This window comes from Halobaculum gomorrense (assembly GCF_900129775.1).
GTDB classification, from domain to species: domain Archaea; phylum Halobacteriota; class Halobacteria; order Halobacteriales; family Haloferacaceae; genus Halobaculum; species Halobaculum gomorrense.
In genome coordinates, this window is the sequence record NZ_FQWV01000006.1 from 37,275 (window position 1) to 60,553 (window position 23,279).

Sequence of the window (23,279 nt, forward strand, 5' to 3'; positions counted from 1 at the left end):
TAATAGGTGTTTAGGGGGTTGTTTAGGGGGTGAAAATCGCAGTACGGCAGTACTCTATAATACTTTTAATACTTTTTTCATAGAGGGTGTATTATAGAGAGAGTCAGAGCTGATTACATCTCAAGCTCTATACATAGCTTGCTGTGGTTGGGAAAACCTATTAAAAGTATTAAATCACTTCGCCGTACTGCGATTCTTACCCCCTAAATGGGTATTAAATAGGTATTGCAATCTAGTATGTAAAGGTTGCCTAACACTTATTACCCTTCGATGTTAACATATGTATACAGATGAGTAGTAACCAAACAAAACATGTACGAATATCTGAGAGTAGTATAGAAACGCTGCAAGCAATTCAAGAAACCACGCCTGGAGAACCGAGCTTCAGGAGTCTAGCAGATGCAGCTATCGAACAATTGGCAGAAGAGATTAACAAAGGTGATTAAAATATGTCTGCAGAAGGTGACACTAGTAATGATGTATCGCAGTTAAATAAAGATTCGGGAAGTCTTGTAGAAACGCTAGCGGAAGATGAAGGTTACCTCTCGACTATGATTATCGAGAGAGGTGAGCTACGTCCTTCGCACAGAGACGGAGTTTCAGATTTAGAGCAGTGGGCTAACGATGCTAAGGACTACGCTGAGGAACACGGTGCTTCGCTCGATGAGGCGCGAGAGATGTTCGTCTCTGTTGATGCTGTTGACTCATATGATGACGATGAGCTTGCGGACACATGGACTGACCTCATTGAGAGCGAGAAAGATAACATGAGCTGGTTGAATGCGTCGTACACTGACTATATCCCTGACGGTCTCGACACAGACCTACGTGTGCGTGATAACACGTACGGTGTCATCGAAATCGACTATGACAACGATGAGCTACCTGGTGGCATCAAAGAGTTCGAGCCAGTCACATCCTTTGTGCTAGATGTGCAGGAGTTTGTCGAAAATACACAATCTGGCGAACTGGAGATTCGTATGGAAGTGATTCCTGATTCTGGTGAAGAGTCGTTCAGTGTAACTGTCTCACCTCGTGTATTCAACGACCCTCGCTCGTTCCGTGAGGAAGTTTGTATCGGGCTCACGACAACGTTCAGTGGGACTCCTGACGATTTGAACGAACTGCGTCAGGTCGTTGGTCAGCAAGCAGCTGAACACGTCCAGGGCCACACTACGGTCGGTCTGCACGACGGCGTGATGGTCACACCGGAGGGAGTCATAGGTGGTAGTTGCTGGACGGATTTCCGTAACAGTCACACGTACCTCGATACTGGCCAAAATATCAATGACAAGTGGGCTCTTGATGTCGATGGTTCGGACGGTGAGTTCGACTTCCATAACGTCGCTGAAGTGCTTGAACTGATTGTTGAGAGTCGTTCTGATACGGAGCGTTTCGTCCCTGCTCTCGGGTGGTGGATGGCGTCGCTGGTCGCACCGAGTATCCGAGCATGGGAAGGTGAGTTACCTTCGGTCATGGTGTCTGGCGACACTGGTGTGGGTAAGTCGTCGTTCCTTCAGACACTAAGCAAGCTGACCGGCTTGAATGGCTCTCCTGGGTCAGCTAAAGACACTAGTTTCGCTCTCATCAAAGGGATGGCCTCAACGAATAACGTCCCCGTCTGGTTCGATGAGTACAAACCATCTGACATGCGTGCATATCAAGTCGACAACTTGCAGGACCTCCTCAAAAAGAACACTCGTTGTGGGGGTGAGACACGCGGAAATGCTGACCAGACGACGACGAACTATAGGCTAACTGCACCTGTGATATTCAGTGGCGAACAGAGTATACAGGGTAGCGCCGAGGAGAGACGTATGATTCGGACACAGCTAACGAAGCCTGAAGGTACTAATAAAGCGTATGCTCGATTGCTCGGTGGTTCGTACACAGAGCATGGTCAAGTCACATACTCAGACGGAGCTGATTTCGAAGACGCTGCGACAGCTCTCTGGCAGTGGATTGTGGACAATCCTCCTTGCACGACTAACGAAGCATGGCAAGATGCTCAGAGTGCTGTCTACACCGTCCTCGAAGAGCACAACATAGCTGGTGTTGATGACTTGGAGCTTACTGCTCTGACGATGATTCAGTTCGGGATGAATATGTACTTCAAACTAGGCGCGAAGTTCAATGCAGACTTGTGCGTGGGTGAGAACGACGTTGAAGACGCACTGGTGTACATCGGTTCGAAGATGGGTCAGGAGAGTCGTACGTCACACCTCGATGAGTTTGTTAGCCTCACTTCCACGCTCGTACGAAAGGGTCGGCTTGTAGAAGATGAAGAGTACCGGGTGATGGATTCGGGTGAAGTTCGTCTTCGGATTGATGATGTGCACCACGAGCTCTCTCGTTACGTCAAGGACTACGACTTGGACAGCTACGACCTACTGAACTCACCGAGAGACTACAAAAACCGACTGCGTGACGCATTCGACGACGATGACCACTACGCTACACAAAAAGCTACACCAGACCACGTTATCGGAAATTCGTATTGCTTCGATGCTCATGATGCTGCAGACCAAGTGGATGGATTCGAGCTCGGGGCGTTCGTTGAGGAGTCTGACTGGGACTAGTTCTATACTCTGTTTTGTTATTGAAATCTAGTCGTTCTTATTTTTCAGTCAATCGCTATTTGTCTGTATGGACCTCACTCGTAGAACACTCTACAAGCTCGTAGGATTGTCTGTGCTCCCTTTCCCTGTCGACCGTGACACCTACGACGTATCTGAACACTCATGGCATCTGGAGAGGGTTAGCGAAGATTCAGACACGTTACGCATCGTGTTCAACAAGCGCACTGCTATACCCGATATCGAATTCAGTGAGGGTGTCGTAATCGGTGGCGCTGCCGGTCACTGGACTTACTGTAGATACTCCGACCGACGATGAATGGAGAAATTCGTGGGATGATGTCGTTAACTCGATGGGTTCCAGTCAACGAATTTCTCACTTAGATGAATTCTTCACGTTGTTCGCAAGAGCACGACAGCAAGGGTTCATAGGTTCAGAACAAGGCTGGAGGACAATGGGTGATGGAGATGAGATTCGACTCAAGTTCTCCGAGGTCTTCCCTATCCTACGCAAATTCGTTGTTGAATACGATGTTGCTGATATTGACCTCTTGGACTCTCACAATGCCTACAAGCAGCGCGCTCGGGACGAACAGGGGACACACCCTTACGCTCTAGGGAGCATCAAAGACGGCGTTCTAAACAGGTGTGACAGGTTCGATGTTGGGTTGCTCGAACAGAACGTGGATGAGTTTGATTGGGCTGATGTCAAGGAGAGGGATTACTGATTTCGATACTGTATATGAATTCCACTACAGACCTCGCAAACATTTTAGTTGTTTTAGTTCGTATTCTAACATATGGTTGGTACCGAAGCAGATAGACGAGAGATAGTACAGTATTTAATCAATAAACTCGACCGTGAAGGCGAGTTCTTTACGCGAAGTAAATATATCGGTTCTGAACTCGGGATGAGTCCTCACAAAGTGGGAGCAGAGATTGGTCAAATTGATTGGGAGTCTCAAGAAGTCGAATTGGAAGCGTGGTCGAAGTCCCGATGCGCTACTTGGTTGGTTAAGAAATCTTCTTAGTTATTTTCGCGTCTATTGTACCTGAAAGTATATAAGGGAGCGGTGGTTATTGTTGGGTATGGTGGCACACATAAACCAGGAAGAACTCGATGAGATTGCACGGCGCTTAGACCAACTCGCATCCGGCGATTCAGGACCCTCAGAGCCGAGTGAGGATACTCGCGCTCGGTTGGCCCTCGAACACAATTCGGGGGTCTTCTGGTGGGACGCTGAAGCCTAGTTCTATTCTCCGTTTATTTTTGCAAATCTAGTCAGTCGTTCATGTAGACTTGTCTACGTAGATATGTCTGCATGGAACTGACCAGACGCACCTTACACAAGCTCGTAGCATCGTCTGTACTCGCTTTTCCTCCGGCGCGTGACTCGTACAACCCCAAAGAGAAATCGTGGCATCTCGAACGCATTAGCGAGGATTCTGAATTCGTACGTATCGTGTTCACCCACAGAAGAGCAGTACCTCCCGAAGAGGTCGATGCAGGAGTGGTTGTGGGAGGAGTCGGTGGCCAGTGGACAGTCACTCTACACGACCACACTGAGAGTACTACGCAGACGCACGACCACGCAGACCTTTGGCTGGCGTTACATACTGCTCACAACATTATGCAGGATGTTGAAAAAGAGTAGCTTGGCACCATTGAAATTTCTACCGAGAAACATATTCTTGAACTCGTACCGACAACGGAGCGTGAATCTGTCTTAATACCCAAGAGTCGTTCGGCAGCATGCCAGATGCCAAGCAACCATCAGCATGGGCGTAAATACTCGGCAATCAGAACTCATTCAGCATGTTCAGCAATTCTACCTCGTCACATGTCGACCGGGCTAACGCTTTGATTTCCTGTATACATTTGAGTTACCTTCTCAGCCCCGACTTTCGCCGTTATACGACCTGGACCTGCCTCAATTGAGGTGGGATTATAGCAGACAATCGCATTCAGGGCGGGGCTCAAATCATTAGTCACAGACCAGTCAGCGTCAATTGCATTTCCACATATCTCCACGACATCCAATTCCTGAGAAAATTGTAAGAGTTCATTTTGTGGCTTTGATGTATGGATAGTCCCGAGTAAGATACTATCTGAAATTGGGTAAACTGTGATTAGAGATGCACCACAATCGCTCAGCATTTTTATTGTCTGTTGGAGGGAATATGGTGGCCGCTCTGATTCTATTTCGGACATAACAGACATGGCAGTTCTGAAAGCTTCCTCTGGCGAATCCGTATGTTCCTGAACCAGACTCGGGCCGTCGACGAAACCGTAATGCCCGTAAGAACCCTCTGAGCCCTCCACAACAATACCCCCAGAATCCTGAGCGATAATCCGAATTTGGAAAGCCGAATCGCTTGACATACCACACAGTACTATCCGGTCACTTTCAGATTTTGGCTCGTTAATTAGCCAACCGCTCTCAGATATACCCGTACTATTCAGCTCGTCATAGATGTATTCTATCGAATTCATCAATTAATGATAGTAAATAGTGTAATATAAATTTAAGTGTTTTCTGAGTAGCGCAGACAAACAAGAACCCAAAATAAGCAGGATAGACTACTGATTCAAGAATATGTTCTCCTTTGTGACACTCAGCACCTAGAACTATTTCATCGTCGGAAGGAACTCCAACGTTCGCCATCGAAACTTTGGGTATGTTTCTGCCACTATAGTCAGAAATTAGACAGCAAGCGTGTTGCCATTCACCCGAAGCCACTCTCGCCTGTCGCGATAATCCGGGACGAGCGTACCGACCGTGTTCCAGAACGCGTCAGAGTGTTCTTCGTGCCTGAAATGGGCGAGTTCGTGGGCGACGACGTAGTCCTGTATTTTCCGAGGGGCAAGTATGAGACGCCAGTGAAGCACCACTTCTCCCGGTCGATACTCACCCCATCGGCGCTGGAGTGCCTGTACCCTGATGTCTACGTCGGCTAGTCCTAACTTGTCGATATACCGGTCTGCACGTGAGGGGAGTGTTTCAGTCGCTTTCTCTACGTACCAGTCAGTGACCGCTTGGCGTTTGCGCCTGACGCTGACCGGCGAGTCGTTCGGAACCCGGAGCTCAAACCGCGTTCCATCGAAGTCGAGTTTCGGCTCCGGCACGTCGTCTTCATACACTTTGAGCCGATACCGCCGCCCGTTGTAGAGGAGCTTCTCCCCACTCAGGTACTCCTTGTCGAGAGGTGGGTCTTCCTGCTCGGCGAGGCCGTAGAGGGTCTCCAGTATCCACTGCTTCTTCTCCTCCAACACGTCTCCCACGTCCTCAATGGAAGCCTCCACGGGCGCACGGACTACGAGCTCCATCGAGGAGTCCATCGAGAGTCCGATAGTCGAGCGGTCCGGGCTCCACTCGACTTCATACGGGACCACCGTCTGCCCGATATGATACTCTCTCATGGCTGGTAGTGGGCACGCGCCAGTTCGACGATGCGGTTCGTGAGCTCGGTTCGCTCCTCCCCCGACATCTGTATGTCGGCCTTCATCAGTCGCAGCTTCACCCGCTTCCGGAGCTTTTGTTGGACAGTGACCTTCTCCTGCCATTCGACCACATCGGCGACATCCTCCACCTCGGCAATGATATCGCCCGTCAACTCGACGAGTTCCTGCTGGTCGGTGTCGTGGTCCTCAGTGAGAAGGACCTCTTCGAGCGCGTGGTAGAACGACAGTTCGGTGGCGTCCTCCAGACCCTTCGCCTTGGCCTGCTGGTCGCGTGTCCGCATCTCATCAAGTACCTCACGAAGCTCTTCGATGATTTCGCGGTCGTTCAGCCGTTTCTGTTTGTACTTCTCAATGAGTTCCTCAACGCGCTCCTGTAACGACTCGTACTGAACGGGGTCCTCGTCGTACCGGACGGATATCTCGTGCTTGATTGCGTGTTGCATCTCGCTCGCACGGGCTTCGTCGCTCTCTAGGCCTTCAAGTTCAGCATCGAACTCGTCGCCCTCCATTATCGACACCGGGTCGTCGTTGAGTACGTCGATGCCCTTCGAGCGGATGTGCTTCTGGATGAGCTCGCGCACCTTCTCGCCGGTGCCCTCCAGATTCATCGAGTCGTCACGATAGCGTTGCTTCGCCCTCGCGTAAATCTCGCTCAGGCGGTCGAGGTCGCCCTTGTATGGGTTCGCCATCGGATTAGGCAGCACGATGTCCATCAGCTTGGAGAACCGCTTGTAGGCGTTCTTGAACTCGATACGCGTGTCCTCGTCTTCGAGCGTCTGCAGACACGCCTCCATATCGTCGAGGTCGTCGAAGAACGACTTCGCCTTCCGATGGGCAGCTTCGAGCTCAGGCTTCTTGTCCTCCAGCGGGACCATCGCGTGCTTCACGTCGTCCTCGCTAAACATCGCCAACGCCTCGCGGAGGTCGTCAGAGACACCGTAGTAGTCGACGATGAGGCCGTGATTTTTCTCCGGGAACGGCCGATTGACACGGGCGATAGCTTGTAGAAGACTATGCTCTTTCAGCGGTTTGTCGAGGTACATCACCTGCGCCACCGGTGCGTCGAACCCCGTGAGGAGCATATCACAGACAACGAGCAGTTCGACCTCACCCTCTGGGTCGACGAACGAGTCCTTGTACTCCGAAATCTCGCTGTCCGTCGGCGTCCACTCCTTGATGTGCTCCGGGTCGTTGTGACCCTTCGAGATGACGACCCGCGATTCAGGGCCGTTCAGCTCGTCGAGCTTCTTCTTGTAGCGGACGGCGGCCTCCTTGCTGGTCGTGACGACCATCCCCTTGAACTGGTCGGCGATTTCGTCCTCGTAGTGCTCGATGATGTCGAGAGCGACTTCCTCGACACGTGTCTCAGCTTCGGCAAGGTCCTGCTCGCGGGCATACCGCTTCTTGATTTCTGCCTTCTCCTCGTCGGAGTAGTCGGCGAACACGCGGTCGAAGATGCGGTCGAGATTCGCTCCTTCGAGGTGGATGTCCGCGAGGCGGCCCTGATAGAGGATTTCGACCGTGGTGTCGTCGTCGAGCGACTGGTCGATGGTGTACGTGTCGATGTAGTTCCCGAACGCCCGACGGGTGTCGCGTTCCTCTTTCTCGATAGGTGTCCCCGTGAACCCGATGTAGTAGGCGTTGGGGAGTGCGGTCCGCATATTGTTCGCGAGCGTCGCGTACTGCGTCCGGTGGGCCTCGTCGACCATCACGAAGATGTCGTCATCACTGGAGAGGACCGGGAAGTCACCCTCCTCGTCATCGTCAAGCTGGAACTTCTGGATGAGAGTCGTGATGGTCTCCCCGGCGTGGCTGCTCAGTTTCTCACGAAGGTCCTCTTTGTCCTGCGCCCGCTTCGGGTTCGGGAAGCCGCACCGCTGGAACGTGGCGTGTATCTGGCTGTCGAGAGCCGTTCGGTCAGTAACGAGCAGCAGTGTCGGGTCAGGTTTCTCACGGCGGAGCTTTAGCCCGAGAAAGAGCATCGTGAGCGACTTGCCAGAGCCCTGCGTGTGCCAGACGACTCCGCCCTGTGCTTCCCGACGGCTCCGATGGTCAATACGCTCCAAGGCCTTCTGAACCGCTCGGTACTGCTGATACCGAGCGACCATCTTCACGGTCCCGCTCTGCTTGGTCTCGAAGACCGTGAAGTGACGGAGTTGGTCGAGGAGACGCTCAGGCTCGAAGAGTGCGTAGAGCATCCGATGCTGTGGAGACACGTAGTCGATATCGAAGAGCTCGGCGAGCTCGTCGTCATCCGCCGGGTACGTGTCGCGCCACGGTTTGTACTGGCTCTTGGGTGTCCCGTACGTTCCCATCACCGCGCCTTCGTACCACGTCGCGACCGAGAACTGATTGTAGCGGAAGAGCTCGGTCGCCCCTTCGCTCCCGGTCTCGGTACGTTCGTTCTGGTATCGTTGGAGCTGTTCGAGAGCCTCGCTTTTCGGTTCCGCGATAGTTGGAGCCTTGCACTCAATGACACCGAGCGGGATGCCATTGACGAAGAGCGTGATGTCGGGCTTGATAATCTCGATGTCGCCTGCTACGTCGAACTGGCTGAGCGCGAAGAAGTCGTTGTTCTCCGGGTTCTCGAAGTCAATGTACTTGACCGTCTGGTGTTTCGTGCCGTGACCCCGGTCCTGTTTTACTGACGTGTGGCGAACGAGCTTCTCGTGTATCTGCTCGTTCTCGTCCATCGGACTCGTCCCGGCAACCTGCTGAATTTCACGGACGACTGCATTCAGGTTGTTATCTGAAAGCAACGGATTTAGACGAGAGACAGCATTACCCAGCCGGGGTTCGAGTACAGCCGAGGACTTGGTGTCCCGTGGGTCTTGCCAGCTGGCGTCTTGCTGGTCGGAAATCTCCCAACCAAGAGTCTGAAGCGATTCGAGTGCTGGCCCTTCGGTCTCGGTGTACTCGTCGCTCATAGATTATGTCTCTACTTCGAGTCGACGAGTCCCAGTAAGGAGGTCCTGCATAATCCCCTGTTTGAGTTCTTGAAGCTCGCTTTTCTCGTCCTGCGCCACGTTAGTCAGTTTATTGGCACGATAGAATGCTTCAGAGATTTCTCTCTGCTCGTCAATTGGTGGGAGGAGAATCGGCATCGTCTGAAGGTCCGTTTTCGAAAGTTCAATCTGTCCAGTGGACCCGGCAACACAGAACGCGTACAACATCTTTTGGCCGTGGTTCGACTCAAGATAGAATCGAAGGTACGTTGGGTCAAGCACGGATTCATCAGGGTGGACACGAGTGATATGTGAGTCAAGCGCGTGAGTGTCGGACTCCTTGGTCCACTCCAATGCGCGACCGAGAGTTCCTTTTCCCGTCGAGTTGATTAGCACGTCACCATTCTTCACCCAGTATTTGTCCTTCCAACCAGACGCGACCTCACTATCAAGACGCTTCAGTGCCCCCAGATGAAACCCGTCCCAGTATATACACGATTGATTTAGCACGGGAACACCGCCCTCCTCAACGTACGTCGGCTGTTTTCCCCGGGTGATGATTTCACTCACTTCACTCAGCCGTGCCTTTCGCCACTCGGCTGGGACTTCGAGCTCCAGAGGCCCGAGATACTTTTGCTCGTACGTGTCGTGATTAATGCCCTTAATCAGAAGGTCTTGCATTAATCCGTATTTTAGTTTCTTAGCCTGCTCAATCGCTTCGTCCGCCTCTTGAATGTCGTTTTCCACTGTCGAGAGCACGTCCGCGATACGGCGTCGCTCACCTTCGGGTGGAATCGGAACCGGCGTGGACTCCAAATCATCCCATGAGGTTCGGGGGAGGTTCGTACCTTCCATCGTGGAGACAACTCTATCACGAATAATCTTCGAGTGCATCAGATACGGTAAGTAGTTGTTTAGCGTACTGTCTTCAGCGTATATTGGTATAATATCTGAAGAGCAAATTCCATCAAATGGGGCAACCGCTGCCTTGTTTAGGTTTGGCCGGAGCTTACCGAACAGTACATCGCTTTCCCTGAACACGCGTGAACTGCTCCGGCCTCTACCGTCTTCGTCATAGCCCGCAATATCTAATTCACCACTATTGATATGTTTGAGCCCGATGTACTTGACCGGCTCCCCTTCCTCATCGCTAATGGATTCACTCCTTCTGTGGAACACCTCACCGAATTGTCTTACACTCCAGTCGTTTGGGACGACAAGCGTCTTCGGGCCGAACTCTACCTCTCGGTAACCACCGGGGCTATCCGTGGTTCCCAGTGTCTCCTTCATCGATAATTCAGCTCTTCCATGTATTCTGCCAACTCTGCTTCTGTCTTCTCACGCTTCTCTGCGAGTCTATCCAACTCAGCTAGCTTCTCACTGACGTTGATTTCCTCTTCTGGTTCTGTCGTGTCCACGTATCGAGGGACGTTGAGATTCCAGTCGTTCTCCGCAATTTCGTCCATCTCAACAAGTCGACTATGATGTGGCTCCTCGCGTCCTGTCAGAAACGTCTCCGCGATGTATTCAACACCCTCACTGGTCAACTGGTTTTGACTCGACAGTTCTTCAAATACCTGAGCCCCGGATTTCCGGAGTTTCTGGTCTTCTGCATATATGAATAGAACCTTGTTCTTGCGTTCTTCTGGCTTATTCTTATTGAATATGAGGAGGCATCCCGGCGAGGAGGTATTATAAAACAAATTCTCCGGGAGAGCGATTACCGCCTCGATAAGGTCGTCTTCAAGGAACGGTTTGCGAATCTTCTTTTCAGACCGTGAGCGGAACAATGTGCCGTTGTCCATGACGATACCGGCCTTTCCCTGCTCAGACAATGAGGCGACCATCAGCTGAATCCACGCCCAATCGCCACGGTTCGACGGTGGGAGGCCATAGGGGAATCGATTATATGGCTCGTTTTCCTGAACCCAGTCTTTCGCCCACTTCTTGTCGTTCCAAGGGGGGTTGGCGACGACGCGGTCGAACACTTCCAGCTCGTCATGCTCGGTAACGAACTTCGTCTCTGTAATGGTGTCTCCCTTTGCGATAGTCGCGTCCTGCAGCTCGTGCAGGAGAACGTTCATCTGACCGATGGCCCACGTATTCAGATTCTTCTCCTGCCCGTAGAGCGAGATATCGTCTCGGTTGCCACCTTCGTCCTCAACGTGCTGGGCGGAGTAGACGAGCATTCCACCGGACCCACAGGCGGGGTCGTACACGCGGTCGCCGGGCTCGGGGTCAACGCACTCGACGAGAAGCTGGACGACCTCGCGGGGCGTGTAGAACTCTCCGCCCTTCTTGCCGGCGTCGTCGGCGAACTGCCGAATGAGGTACTCGTACGCCCGCCCGAAGATATCGGGGTCATCGAGGTCCGCGTTCCGGTAGCGGTGCTTCGAGAAGTGCGTGACGAGCTCTTCCAGCGTCGCGTCCGAGAGTCGGTCCTTGTCGTTGAAGTCGACAGAGGTGAGAACGCGGTCGGCGATGGCGTCGTTCTCGTCCTCGACCGCTTCGAGGGCCTTGTTCAGCGTCGCTCCGATGTCGCTGCTCTGCGCGGCGATGTGTCCCCAGCGAGCACGCTCGGGAACCCAGAACTCCTCGTGGAGGTCGCGGTCGCCTCGAATCTGTTCGAGAAGGTCTTCGTCCGGCTCCTCGTCGTCGCCGGTGAGTTCCTCGGCGATTTCCCACGTTTCCTCTTCGAATCGGTCGTTGATTCGCTTCAGGAAGAGCAGCCCGAAGATGTAGTTCTTGTAGTCCGCCGCGTCGATACTTCCACGGAGAATATCCGCCGCCTCCCAGAGGTGAGATTCCAGCGTGTCGAGTTCGAGAGTCTCCCCGGCCTCGGTATACTGGAGGAGGCTCTCGTCTTTAGAAGCCATACTGCCACCATGTGCTATCTGCCGTTTATCTCTTTCTGGTGCAATTGTGGACTCCAGCAGTTGGACCCCTTCTACATTTTCTTGAACGGTGTCGCGCCCGTGTTGTTTGACTAGCTGCTGATTGAGGCTGAAATATAATTAAAAGCATATACTTATGTTATTTGCTCCCACATTTGAACAGTATGGGAATTGATATTGAAGAACTCATGGAATCAGACGGAGAAGGGATTATTGTTTCAATAAACGAAGCTCCGTGGGACGATGAGTCAGGCACAATTAGCTATTCTGCGAAGTTTGAAAAGTTAGATGAAATGCCTGGAGACATTTCGAAGAAGCTGAGTCGTGAATTGGATGTTGAAAATCGCAGGGGAGAAGTGGGTCGTATCGTCAAACGTAATGACTCACTCGTATTTGAGGACTCAGAATTCGAGCGAACGATAAAGCTGTAAGCTCCAACTCGGATTTGTTGTCCGAGAATAACCTATTCTTGCACAGTTTAGTTCCATAGAGTCGTCTAAATCGAATTTTATAGCCGTGAGTGTGGGGGTAAACGTCCTCACAGACAAACGAATGTCGGGATTAATCTTATACTAGAGTAAAACAAACATAGTATTTACAATGCAAATAGAACCATATCCTAGCAAAGATGGATTCAGATGCTGGTTAAATCCTAGTGAAGAAGCACTACTACTTGAACAAGTCGAAGAAGAACCTGAAAAAGACCTCGCACTCCGTTCCATGCTACACGGTCTGCGCGCCGACGAATTGGAACATGTTTGTACAGACAATCTAAGAGAACTCGACAGCGAAGATTCGGCGTACAAACTTCGAGTGCGAAGTGGAAAAACTGGTTGGAGAGAAGTTCCTGTTTCTACAGAACTGGTGCAGCGTATGAAGATGTTGAAGAACGTGAGAAGCGCGCACGCTGATGAAGAGCTCATATCTGTGCACAAAGGCTCGGTGCAGCGTTGGGTGCGAAACATCGCGCAAGACCTCGCAGAGACACACAACGACGATTGGCAGTACTTGACTGCACACGACCTACGGCGTACGTGGGCGACTCGGACCTATTACGCGCTCGACTCGCACCACGCTGTCGACCTCATAATGAGATGGGGAGGATGGGACTCGCGCGATGTGTTCACACAGAATTACTTGGGCAGGGAAAGCGACGAGATGGCTGCCTCGATGATGCAGTCACTCGGGATGCTCGGCTAAGTTTTGAAATTTACAGTTTTCACAAAGCCAATTTAACACTCTCTGGTAGATTAGACACTCTCAATTCACATACCAGATTAACGTTTTTGACAGTGCTAAACCCCTTAGCGACACCTCTCAAGGGACCCCCACTGACTACGAAACCACTCTATAAAATAAAAGAAACACCAGACCCATCCAACAGAGACGAACAGCGAAAAATATGTAAGAGCGACCCCAGCGCGCCGGTAAACTAGCGATTAGAAAAGGCGAGACCAGGGCGAGAGCGATGATAGAAGAAATTGGATTAGAATAGCTCAGGGAATCAGTTACGCAGCGACAGTCAGCGTGAGAAGGTAGACTGTGCAAGGAGAGTTCATACCCAAACACCAGCAGTGCCAGACTCAATAGAAAACCAGAGAGAGACCACGAGAAGTACCTTACAGCAGAAGAGAGCAACAGCCCGGATGGGATACTCAAAGCGACGGGTGCACAACAAATCACCAACGACTGCAACGGGGTCCTCTCATCGAGCCTCAGCTGATACGCAGTACCAGATGTGTTCCAACCTAAATCTGTATACTCGATACCCAGGGCGCGCGCACATGTCTTGTGTGTGAACTCATGCGAGAGTAGGGCAAACAACGAGATATGGCACCACGCGAGCCAGAGCGCGCCACCAACCAACCCCAAAATTACCAACAGCCCCCAGAAGACCCACCCGAACACTCTATCAAAAATTACGATGCTCTCTACAATTGGGGCACCATCTCAGTGTACGACCACCGAGCCAACCCTTGCTCTTCGTCGGGAGCTCAGGATAGCACTCACCACAAACCCATCCTTCACACTCAGGGCATTGAGCAGGTTCAGCGTCAGGATTCTGATGCAGCCAGTGAGTTTCGACCTGCTCGCCACACTGCTGACAGTGCTCACCCGACATCACTGACCTCCGAAGAGTACGAAGTTGTCTTCGTCCAGCTTGTTACGCAGCGTGTCCTGCTTCGACTGTTCCATCTCTTCGATTCGCCCTTCCCAGATACGCTCAAACGCTTCTACGGTTTCTGTAAGCGACTCATGGCTGTCGATACGCATCGAGAACATTCCCAACGAAGCCGATACGCGCTCTTTGTCCCTCGACTCCAGTTCTCGGCTCACCCTGTTGGTAATTTCCTCTACGGCTTCATCTGAGAGTTGCTCCATGTCGATTTCATCGGGGTCTGAATCCTGCTGCGACATGGAACACAATACACACGATTAGGATAAGTACGACTGACTAGATTTCAGCACAGTTCCCTTAGGATTCTAATACATTCTTTTATGTATGAAAAATGTAGAAGAAAAAATCCGAGAACAGTTCATCGAATGTGAAGACGACCCTGGATTTTGGAGGTGTAGAGGCTGTCAGTCAAAATACTCCTACGGAGACGTGGCTAAGAGCGATTTGTTGTTACACCTCGACAACTGCGACGACTTCGAAAAAGGTGACGAGTAATTCGTGACACTGTTGGTAATTATTGAACGAGCCTAAGACCAGTAGCACTCATTTTTATTAGACGACACGGCGACTAGAAGCGTGCAATGTCAACACTAAACACAGGGTACGACAGCCTGCAATCTGTTGTAACAACGTGGTAACAGACGAGTGGTATTCAAGAAGATCACGCTCGTCGGCCGGAGCACTGAGGGGTTCGACGAGGCGACTGACGACGCGATCGACCGCGCGGAAGAGACGCTCGACGAGGTCCATTGGGTCGAGGTGACCGAATTCGGCGTCGAGGTCGCCGCCGTCGAGGGGCGAGAGTACCAAGCGGAAGTCGAGGTGGCGTTCGAGTTGCAGCGGGCAGAACAACAGGAGTGACCGTCGGGCGGGCGGCGCCCGAGTCGTTCACGCCGTCTCGGTCGTCGCGTCGGCCCCTTCCTCCCCGTCGGACTTGTCGCCGCGAGCGTCGACATCGCCAGCGTCGCCGCCGTCGGGTCGTTTGCCGGGCGTCGCCGGCGCCGAGCGGTCCCCGTCTGTGTCGGTGCCGTCCCGCATCGTCACCTGCGCAACGCCGCTGGTGTCATCGAACACGAGGTGGCTGTGTGGGTACGCGAACTCCACGTCGATGGAGCCGTCTTCTTCGAGGATCTCCCAGACTGCAGTCTGGACCTGTGACCGAACGGTGAGCGGCTTGTACGGGTTCTTCGCCCAGTAGCGCAGCGTGAGTTCGACCCCGTGGTCTCCGTATGCGTCGATGTAGCAGGTCGGTCTCGCGGGGTAGCGCGCGACGCCGATCCGGATGTCCGGTCCGCCCTCGATGACCGTCTCGCAGGTGGCGGCCGCGCGCTCGATCAGGCTCCGCGCGCGGGCGATGTCGGACTCGTAGGTCACGACCGTCGACAGCGAGAGCCGCGTGCGTTCGTCCTCGGCCGAGAGGTTCGTCACGCGGTGATCGCGGATGTAGGAGTTGGGGATCACCTCGAAGGTGTTGTTGACGGTGAATACCTTCGTGTACCGCAGCGTGATCGCCTCCACGAACCCGCGTGTTCCGTCGGGAAGTTCGACCATGTCGCCGATCTCGAACGGTTGGTCTGCGAGCACGAACACGCCGCTGATGATCGAGCCGACGATCGGCGCGAGGATGATACCCACGACCGCCGAGAACACGCCGACCGAGAGGACGATGCTCCCGATCTCGACGCCCGCAGCGTTGAGGCCGGCGAACCCGAACAGGAGGACGACGCCCGAGCGAACGCCCCGGAGCACGACCTGCGCGACCGACTCGCGGGCGAACCGCCGTGCGATCGGCCGCGCGAACAGGCGGACAACGTAGGTCGCGACGACCACCCCCACGAGGAGAAACAGGAGGACGACCACGATCTGGACGCCGGGAACCGCCAGCAACGCCTCGTAGCTGGCGGCGATGCGGCTCAACAGGTTCCCGCCGATCTGCGCGGGCGCCGCGGGCAGCGACTGGACGACCGGCGGTCCCGTTGTCCCCGTCTGCATACCGCGGGCGTCGGCGGCGGTCCGAAAAAGCGTTCCCCTCACGCGCTCGGCGGGCGCGACGGTCCCGCACCCGCAAGGGGGAAGCGCTCGACACTGCTAACACGGTGTCGGCCGTATCCAGCGACATGAGCGCGTTCGCCGAGGGGACGACCTTCCACGTGACGACCGTGGACGAACCCGCCAGCGCCGTCATCGCTGGCTTTTCGCAGTTCGGACTGGCCGGCTTGACCGCGGCCGATTACCTCGTCGACCACCTCGAACTCGAACAGACGGGCCACATTCGCGCCGAGGGGCTGCCGACGATCACGCCGTTCGAGAACGGTCGACCGCGCTATCCGACGCGGCTGTTCTCGCGCGACGACCTCGATGTGACGGTGCTCGTGGGCGAGCTGTTCGTTCCGTACGGGCTGGCCGAGCCGTTCTCTCGCGCGATCCTCGGCTGGACCGAGGAGGCTGCCGTCGAAGAGATCGCTGTCCTCTCCGGGGCGCCGTTCCCGCACGGTCCCACCGAACACCGCGCGTTCTACGTCGCCAGCGACGACTACCGGGAGCTGCACTTTCCCGATCACGACCCTGACGCGGCGCCGGTGTCGTCGGCGCCTGACAGTGGCTCGCCTGCCGCGAGCGGGGACGACGAGGAGCACGGCGGACAGCCGACGACCGCCGAGGCGGACGCAGTACCCGATGGCGAGCCGGGCGGGGCGCGTCCGATGACGAACGGCTTCCTCGACGGGACCAACGCGGCGCTGATAGCGCGGGCGATGGAGTCTGACCTCGGGGGATGCGTGTTCGTCACGCCGGTCCACGCGCAGGTCCCGGACGTCGACGCGGCGGTCCGGCTCGTCGCCGCCGTCGACCACGTGTACGACCTCGGGGTCGACACCGCCCCGCTGGAGGAGTTCGCCGCCCAGGTCGGCCAGTACTACCGCACGCTCGCCGAGCGGCTCGAAGCGCACGCCGATGAGGAACAGCCGACCGACCGGATGTACATGTAGCACCGCACAGTCCCGTCAGTCTCCGACCGCCCGAATACGCGCTTTCGAAAACGGGTACTACTCGGATTTCAGTAAAACCCTTAGGTGCGGGTGCAAACAGGGAGGTATGACCGACGACCTCAGGACGACGATGGAGCGGGTCGGCGAGCGCTTCAACCTCGGGGAGTATGAGATCGACGCCTACCTCGCGGTGTTAGAGCACGGCGAGCTCACCGCTTCGGAGATCGCGACGGAGACGGATATCCCACAGCCGCGCGTGTACGACACCGTGCGGAGCCTCTCAGACCGCGGGCAGGTGGAGCTTCGGGAGTCGCGCCCGATGAAGATCGTCGCGGTCGACCCCGACGAGGCGTTCGGGGACATTCGCTCGTCGCTGTCGGAGATGGTCGACGAACTGGAGGCGCGCTACACCGCGCCGACGCGAGACACCGAGGCGGTGTCCCTGGTGAAGTCGCGCTCGACGATACTCCGGTATCTCGAAGAGGTGATCCAGTCGGCCGAGTACGAACTCGCCGTCTCGCTGACGCCCGACCTGCTGCGCCGGTTCCGCGAGATCCTGCAACAGCGCATCGAGGACGGCGTCGCCGTGGAGCTACTCGTCACGCCGGCGTCCCGGGCGCCCGCACCCGCCGAATTCGACTACGACGCGGTCGCGACCGAGGCGCGCAGCCGGCGCGGCATCACCACACCCGTCATCGCGGTCGCCGACGGCGAGTACTCGGTGTACGCGACCCAGGACGCGCTCCGCGACGACCGCGACCGCTACGGCGTCATCTTCAACCGCTCGGCGCTAGGGTTCCTCGTGAGCGGGTTCTTCGGGACCGTTCTCTGGTCGACCGCCGAGACGCTCTCGACCGACGGCGAGAAGCGGCCGTTCCCCCGGACCTACGCGTCCATCCGCCGTGCAGTGAAGGACATCCACGAGGTCAGCGGCGACTTCGAGGCGGTCGTCACCGGCCGCGACGTGGAGACCGGCAACGAGGTCCGCGTGGAGGGGAGCGTGGTCGACTACGAGTACGACGCCTCCGAGCAGGTCGCCTCCTTCACTGTCGACGACCCGGACGGCGGGCGCGTCACCGTCGGCGGCCTCGTCGCCGCCTTCGAGGACATCGAGGGGCAAGAAATCGAGCTCCGGCGGCGCTGATCGGACGGGACGCCCGCGCCCCTCAGTGTGGCCCCTGCGGGCGGCGCCGGCAGAAACGACCAAGTGACCTTCCGGAGACGTGTCGACCGATGGAACTCTCCTGGTCATCGCTGGCGGACGATATCGCCCCGTCGACCGTCCTGATCGTCGGCTTCCTGCTGTTCGTGTTCCCGGAGCCGGCGACCTCGGCGTTGGGCGCCGGACTGTTGTTGCTCGGCGCGGCGTGGTGGTTTTATGAGTGGGACCGGCTGTGAGTCGGTCGAGTGGTCGGCTCAGATGTCGACCGCGAACGGGACGAACTCGGGCGCGCGAGCGGCCATCGAGCCGAACAGGTCCGCGACCGCGACGAGATCGGCCGCGTCGATCACCTCGACGGGGGTGTGCATGTAGCGGTTCGGGATGCCGACGTTCAGCGACGGGGTCCCGCCGCGGCTGGTGAAGAAGGCGTCCGCGTCGGTGCCCGTCCGGATTCCCGCCGCCTGCAGCTGGTAGTCGATCCCGCCGGCGTCAGCCGCTCGGCGGGCCAGCTCGACGACGCGCGGGTGGTTGGCCGAGCCGCGGGCGACGACGGGGCCGGCGCCCAGCTCGACGGGGCCGCGGTTGGCGTCGGTCATGTCGGGGTTATCCGTCGCGTGCGTCACGTCGGCGGCGACGGCCACGTCCGGGTCCAGATCGAAGCCGACCATCTCCGCGCCGTTGAGACCGATCTCCTCTTGGACCGTCGAGACGGCGTACACCGTCGCGTCGGCGTCCGCATCGACGGCCCGGCGGAGCCCCTCGGCGACCGCCCACGTGCCGACGCGGTTGTCCATCCCCCGGGCTGCGATCCGGTCGCCGTGGAGGTCGTGGACCGTCGAGGAGAACGTCACGGGGTCGCCGACTTCTACCAACTCGCTGGCCGCTGCCTCGTCGTCGGCGCCGATATCGACGAACTGCTCGGAGACATCCTCGATGTCGTCGTTCTCGGGGTCGCGGAGGTGGATCGCCGTCTGACCGATCACGCCCTGAACGGGGCCCTCGGCGGCGTGGACAGTGACGTGTTGCCCCTTCGAGACGGTCCGGTCGGAGCCGCCGACGCGGGTGAGCCGAACGAAGCCCTCGTCGGTGATCCGCCGGATCATGAAGCCGATCTCGTCGGCGTGGCCCGCGAAGGCGATCTCCGGGCCGTCGCCGCCGCCCTCGTGGACGGCGACCGCGTTGCCGTAGGCGTCGGTCCACACGTCGTCCGCGAACCGGCGCACGTACTCGACCCAGACGCGCTGCCCGTCGGTCTCGAAGCCGGACGGCGACGGGGTGGTGAGCAGGTCGTCGAGGAACGCTCTGCGAACGGATTCCATACCCAGAGGGGCGCGCGGGCACAAATGAACCCGCCGGTCGCGCGGACCTTCGTCGTCGCCGCCGGGCACGCGCACGGAGCGACACGCCCAGCCGACGGGACACCCAGTGACGAAGCGCCACGATCCAAACCAATAACAGGTCGCCGGGCGATCGCTTTGGCATGGCAGACATCACACTGTTCGAGTTGCACTTTCACGACGGGATCGACGTCGGCCCCTCCTCGATCGGTGCCGCTGTGGGCGACGACGATGCCGACGCCCTCGACGCAGCCGACGCCACCGACGAGGACGAATCGTCCGGATCGAACGCCGGGAAGGTCGGCGGCGCGCTCGCGGCGGTTGCGCTGCTCGTGATTCTCGGCGTCGGCGTCAGGAAGCTGCTGAGCGACGATCTCGACCCGATCGAGGAGCTGGAGGAACTAGACGACGAGATCTGAGCCGTCTCGCAGCCCGCGGCGCTCACGGCGCTCGGCCCGCGCCGCCTACGCGCGTCGCTCGTCGAGAACGCCGACGCGGTTGGCGGCGTAGCCGAACAGGTCGGCGTAGCCGTACGGCGACATCAGGGCGGGGTAAAACGACGTATCGGCGGTGAACTCCTCGCCGTCGGCGGCGGCGAACCGCTCGCCGGCGCGCACCGCCGAGAAGTTCTCGACGAACACCTCGTACTCCCCTGCGGGCGGCTTCGGCACCGGATCGATGAGTTTGAACACCTCAATGGCCGACTCGGCGTCCGTTCCTGCGGGCGTCCCGCCGTCGGATGCGGCGTTTGCTCCCCCGTCGAACGCGCCGTCAGCCGCGCGCTCGGGCGACAGCGCCGCCGGCGAGGCCGTCGGAAGCGACCCCGTCGCCGCGAGGAACTCACGGACCAGCCGGTAGCCGTTTTCGGCGGCCTCGTCGCTCCCCTGGAGCCCGCACTCGACCTCGATCGTGTGGGGGTGCTGAATGAGCCGTCCCTCCGCGAGCTCCTCCGTTTCGAGGAGCTTCGTCACCGACAGGTGCGGCACGACGGCACGGGCGATCTCGTCGACGGTCTCGGCGACGGCGAACGGCTCGGCCGTCGACTGCGTCGAGTGGAGCGCGAGCACCGTGCACCCCTCCAGTTCGCTCATGAGGTGGTGTGCGAGCTGTGCTTCGTGGGTGTCGCCGTTCGGGTCGCCGGGGAACGCGCGGTTCAGGTCCTCCTCGGTGTAGCGAACGCCCGCCTCTAGCGCCTCCTCGTTCGCGACGATCAGCTTCACGGGTCGCACCACGTCGGGGGCGGCCGCGAGCAGCCGGCCGACTGCCCGCGGGCCGCACGGCTCGTCGCCGTGGATGCCAGCGACGACAGCCACCTCGGGAACGCCGTCTCCGAGCTGGTGGACTTGCATACCGACACTGGAACGGGGACGCATTTGAGCGGCGCGGTTCCGGCACCGTCGCATCAGGGGTCGGACCGTGGAGACGGCTCTCCGACCGCGTCGCCCTCGTGTGCCAGTCCCCCCGCGCCCGCCTCGGCGGCCGCGACGAGCAGATCGACGGTCGCCGCAAGGTCGTCGACGTGGGCCGTCTCGACCGTCGAGTGATGGTACCGGACCGGGATCGAGACGGCGCCGACCGGCGTCGACCCCACGGCCGTCTGGAGCGCGCCCGCGTCGGTGCCGATGTTCGCGGCGACCTCGCGCTGGAACGGGACGCCGCGATCGTCGGCCAGCGCCTCCAGCCGGTCGGCGACCGCGGGCGTCGACACGACCGTCGCGTCCGTGCGCTTGACCGCGACGCCGGCGCCGAGCGTCGTTACGCGGTCGGCCGCGTCGATGCCTGGGACGCTCCGTTCGAGCGTCCCGTCGACCGCGAGGGCGACGTCCGGATCGAGGTCGACGCCGACCGCCTCTGCCCCGCGGAGGCCGACCTCCTCCTGGGTGGTCGCGACGTAGTGGACCGTCGCGTCGGGGTCGGCTCGCTCGGCCGCCCGCAGCACCGCCCACACGCCCGCGCGGTCGTCGAGCGCCTTTCGGCTCACGCACTCGCCCATGCGCTCGGTCGGCGCGCGCATCGTCACCGTGTCGCCGACGGAGATGCGTTCGCGCGCCGCCTCGGCGTCGAGACCCACGTCGATCGCAACGTCATCGATGTTCTGCTCGGTCTCGGTGTCACGGACGTGAGCCGGAATCGCACCGATGACGCCGTCGACTGGACCCCCACGGGTCGCTTCGCTCCCCGTTCGCTCCGAGGGCTCGCGTCGCTCGCCCTCACTCCCGTCGCCGCCGGTCGCGTGGATCCGGACGCGCGCGGAGCGCAGGATCTCCGGGTTCCAGCCGCCGAGTGAACTGACGTGGAGGATGCCCTCTTCGTCGACGTGGCGCACGATGAACCCGATCTCGTCCATGTGCGCGGCGATGAGTAGCTCCGGCGCGTCGTCGTCGCCCTCGAGGGTGCCGACGACGGTTCCCATCGCGTCGGTCCGGACGCGGTCGGCGGTGCGCTGAAGCTCGCGGACGACGAGTTCGCGCGGTTCCGTCTCGTGGCCGACGGGGCCGTGAGACTCGGTGAGTCCGCAGAGAAGGTCGAATCCGTCCATGGTCGCCGATCCGTCCGCGAAGCGAAAAACGCGGGGATCGCGGCGGTCCGGGCCGGTCACGACGTGTGACGTGACCGCAGCGCCCGATCAGTGCTCCAGCGACTCGACGTACTCGTAATCCGCCTCGTATGCGGTCACCCGCTGGCCGTCGAGTTCGATCCGCCAGCTGTCGAGTACGGCGGGGTCCTCGAGCGCGAGTCGGAGCGTCTCGCGCACGTCGTCGACGTTCACGCCGTAGAAGTCGCCCGGAATGCCGCGGAGGTACTGCAGCGCGGTCTCAAAGAGGCTGCGCATGCCGCCGTCGTCCTCGAAGTCGACATGCTTGTACGCGCCCGCGGCGACCTGCACCATCCCGTGGAGGAAGGCGCTCTCGACGGAGCCGCCGCCGTAGTTGTACCACTCGTCTTCGAAGCAGTCGTGTGACTCGTGGTAGTCGCCGGCGTTGAACAGCCGGACGCCGTGTTCGGTGGCCCGGCGGAGCGTAGCGTGCTCCCAGACGCGCTCGTCGGCGCGCCACCCGGTCGGGTCGCCGAGCGGCGGCGCGACGCTCAGGTCGCGCGTGTGGTCGTCCATATCGACGCGTCCGCACGCGACCGGCCTAACACCATCGCCAGCGACGGGGGCTCTCTGCGAGCGGCCGTCGGGAACCGGCGAACGGTTTTACTGTCGTCGCCGCCGAAGCGTCGATAGCCGATGGCACTACTGCGACGAGTGGTGGCTGTGGTCCGGGCGGTCGGCCGGCGGAGCCGACGCGACCTCGTCCGGACGTGGAGCGTCGTGAGCGACCCGGGTGCGCGCCCGGCCGTGTTGTACGCGGTCGCGCTCGCCGCCGCGGCGGCGAGTTTCCTGTTGTTCCTCTCGGGCGACGGCGGGACTCCGGACAGGGTCGAGTTCGGCCTGTTGATGGGCTCGTTCAGCACCGTGTTGTACATGTCACTGCAGCAGGCCGGGAGCGCACCCCGGCGCGGCCAGTGAGGCGTCGACGGCGCTCCGGAGAACGCCCCGACGACCGTCGAAAATCGGAGCATTAACCCACTGGGATACCGTCCTCTGATCCGCGTGCGAGGGTAGCCAAGCCTGGAAACGGCGGCGGACTCAAGATCCGCTCCTGTAGAGGTCCAAGGGTTCAAATCCCTTCCCTCGCATCGCAGCGAGGTCCCTCGGGGACCGAGCGAGATGCACACGAGGAAGGATTTG

Annotated in this window: 23 protein-coding genes and 1 tRNA gene; 13 read left to right on the forward strand and 11 right to left on the reverse strand. The window is 58.2% G+C overall.

Annotated features, from left to right (window positions below; translation table 11 throughout):
* Positions 1–290: 290 nt before the first annotated feature.
* From BUE16_RS16720 to BUE16_RS16405, 4 genes are all read left to right on the forward strand, one after another.
* Positions 291–446 carry a hypothetical protein gene (locus BUE16_RS16720; RefSeq protein WP_159435761.1) on the forward strand — a complete coding sequence of 52 codons (156 nt, stop codon included), beginning with the start codon at positions 291–293 and terminating at the stop codon, positions 444–446.
* A 3-nt stretch (positions 447–449) separates the two neighbouring features.
* Positions 450–2,579, forward strand: a complete 2,130-nt coding sequence (locus BUE16_RS16400; RefSeq protein ID WP_143165422.1) for a hypothetical protein — start codon at positions 450–452, stop codon at positions 2,577–2,579.
* Between the two features lie 452 nt (positions 2,580–3,031).
* On the forward strand, positions 3,032–3,304 hold the full coding sequence (locus BUE16_RS11265; RefSeq protein ID WP_073309720.1) for a hypothetical protein: 273 nt from the start codon (positions 3,032–3,034) through the stop codon (positions 3,302–3,304).
* 72 nt (positions 3,305–3,376) lie between these two features.
* Positions 3,377–3,607 (forward strand): hypothetical protein, encoded by a 231-nt coding sequence (locus BUE16_RS16405; protein WP_073309722.1) that lies wholly within the window; start codon positions 3,377–3,379, stop codon positions 3,605–3,607.
* 806 nt (positions 3,608–4,413) lie between these two features.
* On the opposite strand, the gene BUE16_RS16410 is transcribed toward BUE16_RS16405, so the two are convergent.
* The 5 genes from BUE16_RS16410 to BUE16_RS11290 all read right to left on the reverse strand — a co-directional run bounded on the left by BUE16_RS16410 (position 4,414) and on the right by BUE16_RS11290 (position 11,860).
* Complete coding sequence (locus BUE16_RS16410; protein WP_143165423.1) at positions 4,414–5,070, reverse strand: hypothetical protein; 657 nt, start codon at positions 5,068–5,070, stop codon at positions 4,414–4,416.
* A 210-nt stretch (positions 5,071–5,280) separates the two neighbouring features.
* Positions 5,281–5,997 (reverse strand): M48 family metallopeptidase, encoded by a 717-nt coding sequence (locus BUE16_RS11275; RefSeq protein ID WP_073309723.1) that lies wholly within the window; start codon positions 5,995–5,997, stop codon positions 5,281–5,283.
* Positions 5,994–8,966, reverse strand: coding sequence for a type I restriction endonuclease subunit R (locus BUE16_RS11280; protein WP_073309725.1), 2,973 nt, complete (start codon positions 8,964–8,966; stop codon positions 5,994–5,996). Before BUE16_RS11280 ends, BUE16_RS11275 begins: the two co-directional genes overlap by 4 nt.
* A 3-nt stretch (positions 8,967–8,969) precedes the next feature.
* Positions 8,970–10,274, reverse strand: coding sequence for a restriction endonuclease subunit S (locus BUE16_RS11285; protein ID WP_073309727.1), 1,305 nt, complete (start codon positions 10,272–10,274; stop codon positions 8,970–8,972).
* On the reverse strand, positions 10,271–11,860 hold the full coding sequence (locus tag BUE16_RS11290) for a type I restriction-modification system subunit M (RefSeq protein WP_073309729.1): 1,590 nt from the start codon (positions 11,858–11,860) through the stop codon (positions 10,271–10,273). The genes BUE16_RS11285 and BUE16_RS11290 overlap by 4 nt, the downstream gene beginning before the upstream one ends.
* A 182-nt stretch (positions 11,861–12,042) precedes the next feature.
* On the opposite strand from BUE16_RS11290, the gene BUE16_RS16415 reads away from it, so the two are divergent.
* Positions 12,043–12,309 carry a hypothetical protein gene (locus BUE16_RS16415; RefSeq protein ID WP_143165424.1) on the forward strand — a complete coding sequence of 89 codons (267 nt, stop codon included), beginning with the start codon at positions 12,043–12,045 and terminating at the stop codon, positions 12,307–12,309.
* Positions 12,310–12,598: 289 nt separating this feature from the next.
* Complete coding sequence (locus tag BUE16_RS11295; protein ID WP_394327442.1) at positions 12,599–13,078, forward strand: tyrosine-type recombinase/integrase; 480 nt, start codon at positions 12,599–12,601, stop codon at positions 13,076–13,078.
* A gap of 921 nt (positions 13,079–13,999) precedes the next feature.
* Here BUE16_RS11295 and BUE16_RS11300 read toward each other — a convergent pair.
* The gene (locus tag BUE16_RS11300) at positions 14,000–14,296 is read right to left on the reverse strand and encodes a hypothetical protein (protein ID WP_073309733.1); all 297 of its coding nucleotides are present in this window, start codon (positions 14,294–14,296) and stop codon (positions 14,000–14,002) included.
* Positions 14,297–14,702: 406 nt separating this feature from the next.
* Between BUE16_RS11300 and BUE16_RS11305 the strand changes: the two genes are divergently transcribed.
* A complete protein-coding gene (locus tag BUE16_RS11305; protein WP_073309735.1) occupies positions 14,703–14,918 on the forward strand; it encodes a dodecin in 216 nt (71 codons plus the stop codon).
* 27 nt (positions 14,919–14,945) lie between these two features.
* On the opposite strand, the gene BUE16_RS11310 is transcribed toward BUE16_RS11305, so the two are convergent.
* Positions 14,946–16,049, reverse strand: a complete 1,104-nt coding sequence (locus tag BUE16_RS11310) for a mechanosensitive ion channel family protein (RefSeq protein ID WP_073309737.1) — start codon at positions 16,047–16,049, stop codon at positions 14,946–14,948.
* Positions 16,050–16,174: 125 nt separating this feature from the next.
* On the opposite strand from BUE16_RS11310, the gene BUE16_RS11315 reads away from it, so the two are divergent.
* The 3 genes from BUE16_RS11315 to BUE16_RS16980 all read left to right on the forward strand — a co-directional run bounded on the left by BUE16_RS11315 (position 16,175) and on the right by BUE16_RS16980 (position 18,442).
* Positions 16,175–17,044, forward strand: a complete 870-nt coding sequence (locus BUE16_RS11315; protein WP_073309739.1) for a proteasome assembly chaperone family protein — start codon at positions 16,175–16,177, stop codon at positions 17,042–17,044.
* A gap of 106 nt (positions 17,045–17,150) precedes the next feature.
* The gene (gene trmB / locus BUE16_RS11320; RefSeq protein WP_073309742.1) at positions 17,151–18,188 is read left to right on the forward strand and encodes an HTH-type sugar sensing transcriptional regulator TrmB; all 1,038 of its coding nucleotides are present in this window, start codon (positions 17,151–17,153) and stop codon (positions 18,186–18,188) included.
* An 89-nt stretch (positions 18,189–18,277) separates the two neighbouring features.
* A complete protein-coding gene (locus tag BUE16_RS16980; RefSeq protein WP_200778424.1) occupies positions 18,278–18,442 on the forward strand; it encodes a hypothetical protein in 165 nt (54 codons plus the stop codon).
* Between the two features lie 18 nt (positions 18,443–18,460).
* On the opposite strand, the gene BUE16_RS11325 is transcribed toward BUE16_RS16980, so the two are convergent.
* The gene (locus BUE16_RS11325) at positions 18,461–19,525 is read right to left on the reverse strand and encodes a zinc-binding metallopeptidase family protein (protein ID WP_073309744.1); all 1,065 of its coding nucleotides are present in this window, start codon (positions 19,523–19,525) and stop codon (positions 18,461–18,463) included.
* Between the two features lie 161 nt (positions 19,526–19,686).
* Here BUE16_RS11325 and BUE16_RS11330 point away from each other — a divergent pair, with 161 nt between their 5' ends.
* Entirely contained in the window at positions 19,687–19,962 is a 276-nt protein-coding gene (locus tag BUE16_RS11330) for a hypothetical protein (protein WP_073309747.1), read from the forward strand.
* Positions 19,963–20,007: 45 nt separating this feature from the next.
* Here the strand turns inward: BUE16_RS11330 and BUE16_RS11335 are convergent, their stop codons facing one another.
* From BUE16_RS11335 to BUE16_RS11345, 3 genes are all read right to left on the reverse strand, one after another.
* Positions 20,008–20,892 carry a M14 family metallopeptidase gene (locus BUE16_RS11335; RefSeq protein ID WP_073309749.1) on the reverse strand — a complete coding sequence of 295 codons (885 nt, stop codon included), beginning with the start codon at positions 20,890–20,892 and terminating at the stop codon, positions 20,008–20,010.
* A gap of 53 nt (positions 20,893–20,945) precedes the next feature.
* Positions 20,946–22,082: a M42 family metallopeptidase gene (locus BUE16_RS11340; protein ID WP_073309751.1), complete on the reverse strand. Its 1,137-nt coding sequence runs from the start codon at positions 22,080–22,082 to the stop codon at positions 20,946–20,948.
* Between the two features lie 87 nt (positions 22,083–22,169).
* On the reverse strand, positions 22,170–22,655 hold the full coding sequence (locus BUE16_RS11345) for a DUF309 domain-containing protein (protein ID WP_073309753.1): 486 nt from the start codon (positions 22,653–22,655) through the stop codon (positions 22,170–22,172).
* Between the two features lie 120 nt (positions 22,656–22,775).
* On the opposite strand from BUE16_RS11345, the gene BUE16_RS11350 reads away from it, so the two are divergent.
* On the forward strand, positions 22,776–23,057 hold the full coding sequence (locus BUE16_RS11350) for a hypothetical protein (protein ID WP_143165425.1): 282 nt from the start codon (positions 22,776–22,778) through the stop codon (positions 23,055–23,057).
* A gap of 86 nt (positions 23,058–23,143) precedes the next feature.
* Positions 23,144–23,227: transfer RNA gene (locus BUE16_RS11355), tRNA-Leu, on the forward strand.
* Positions 23,228–23,279 lie beyond the last annotated feature (52 nt).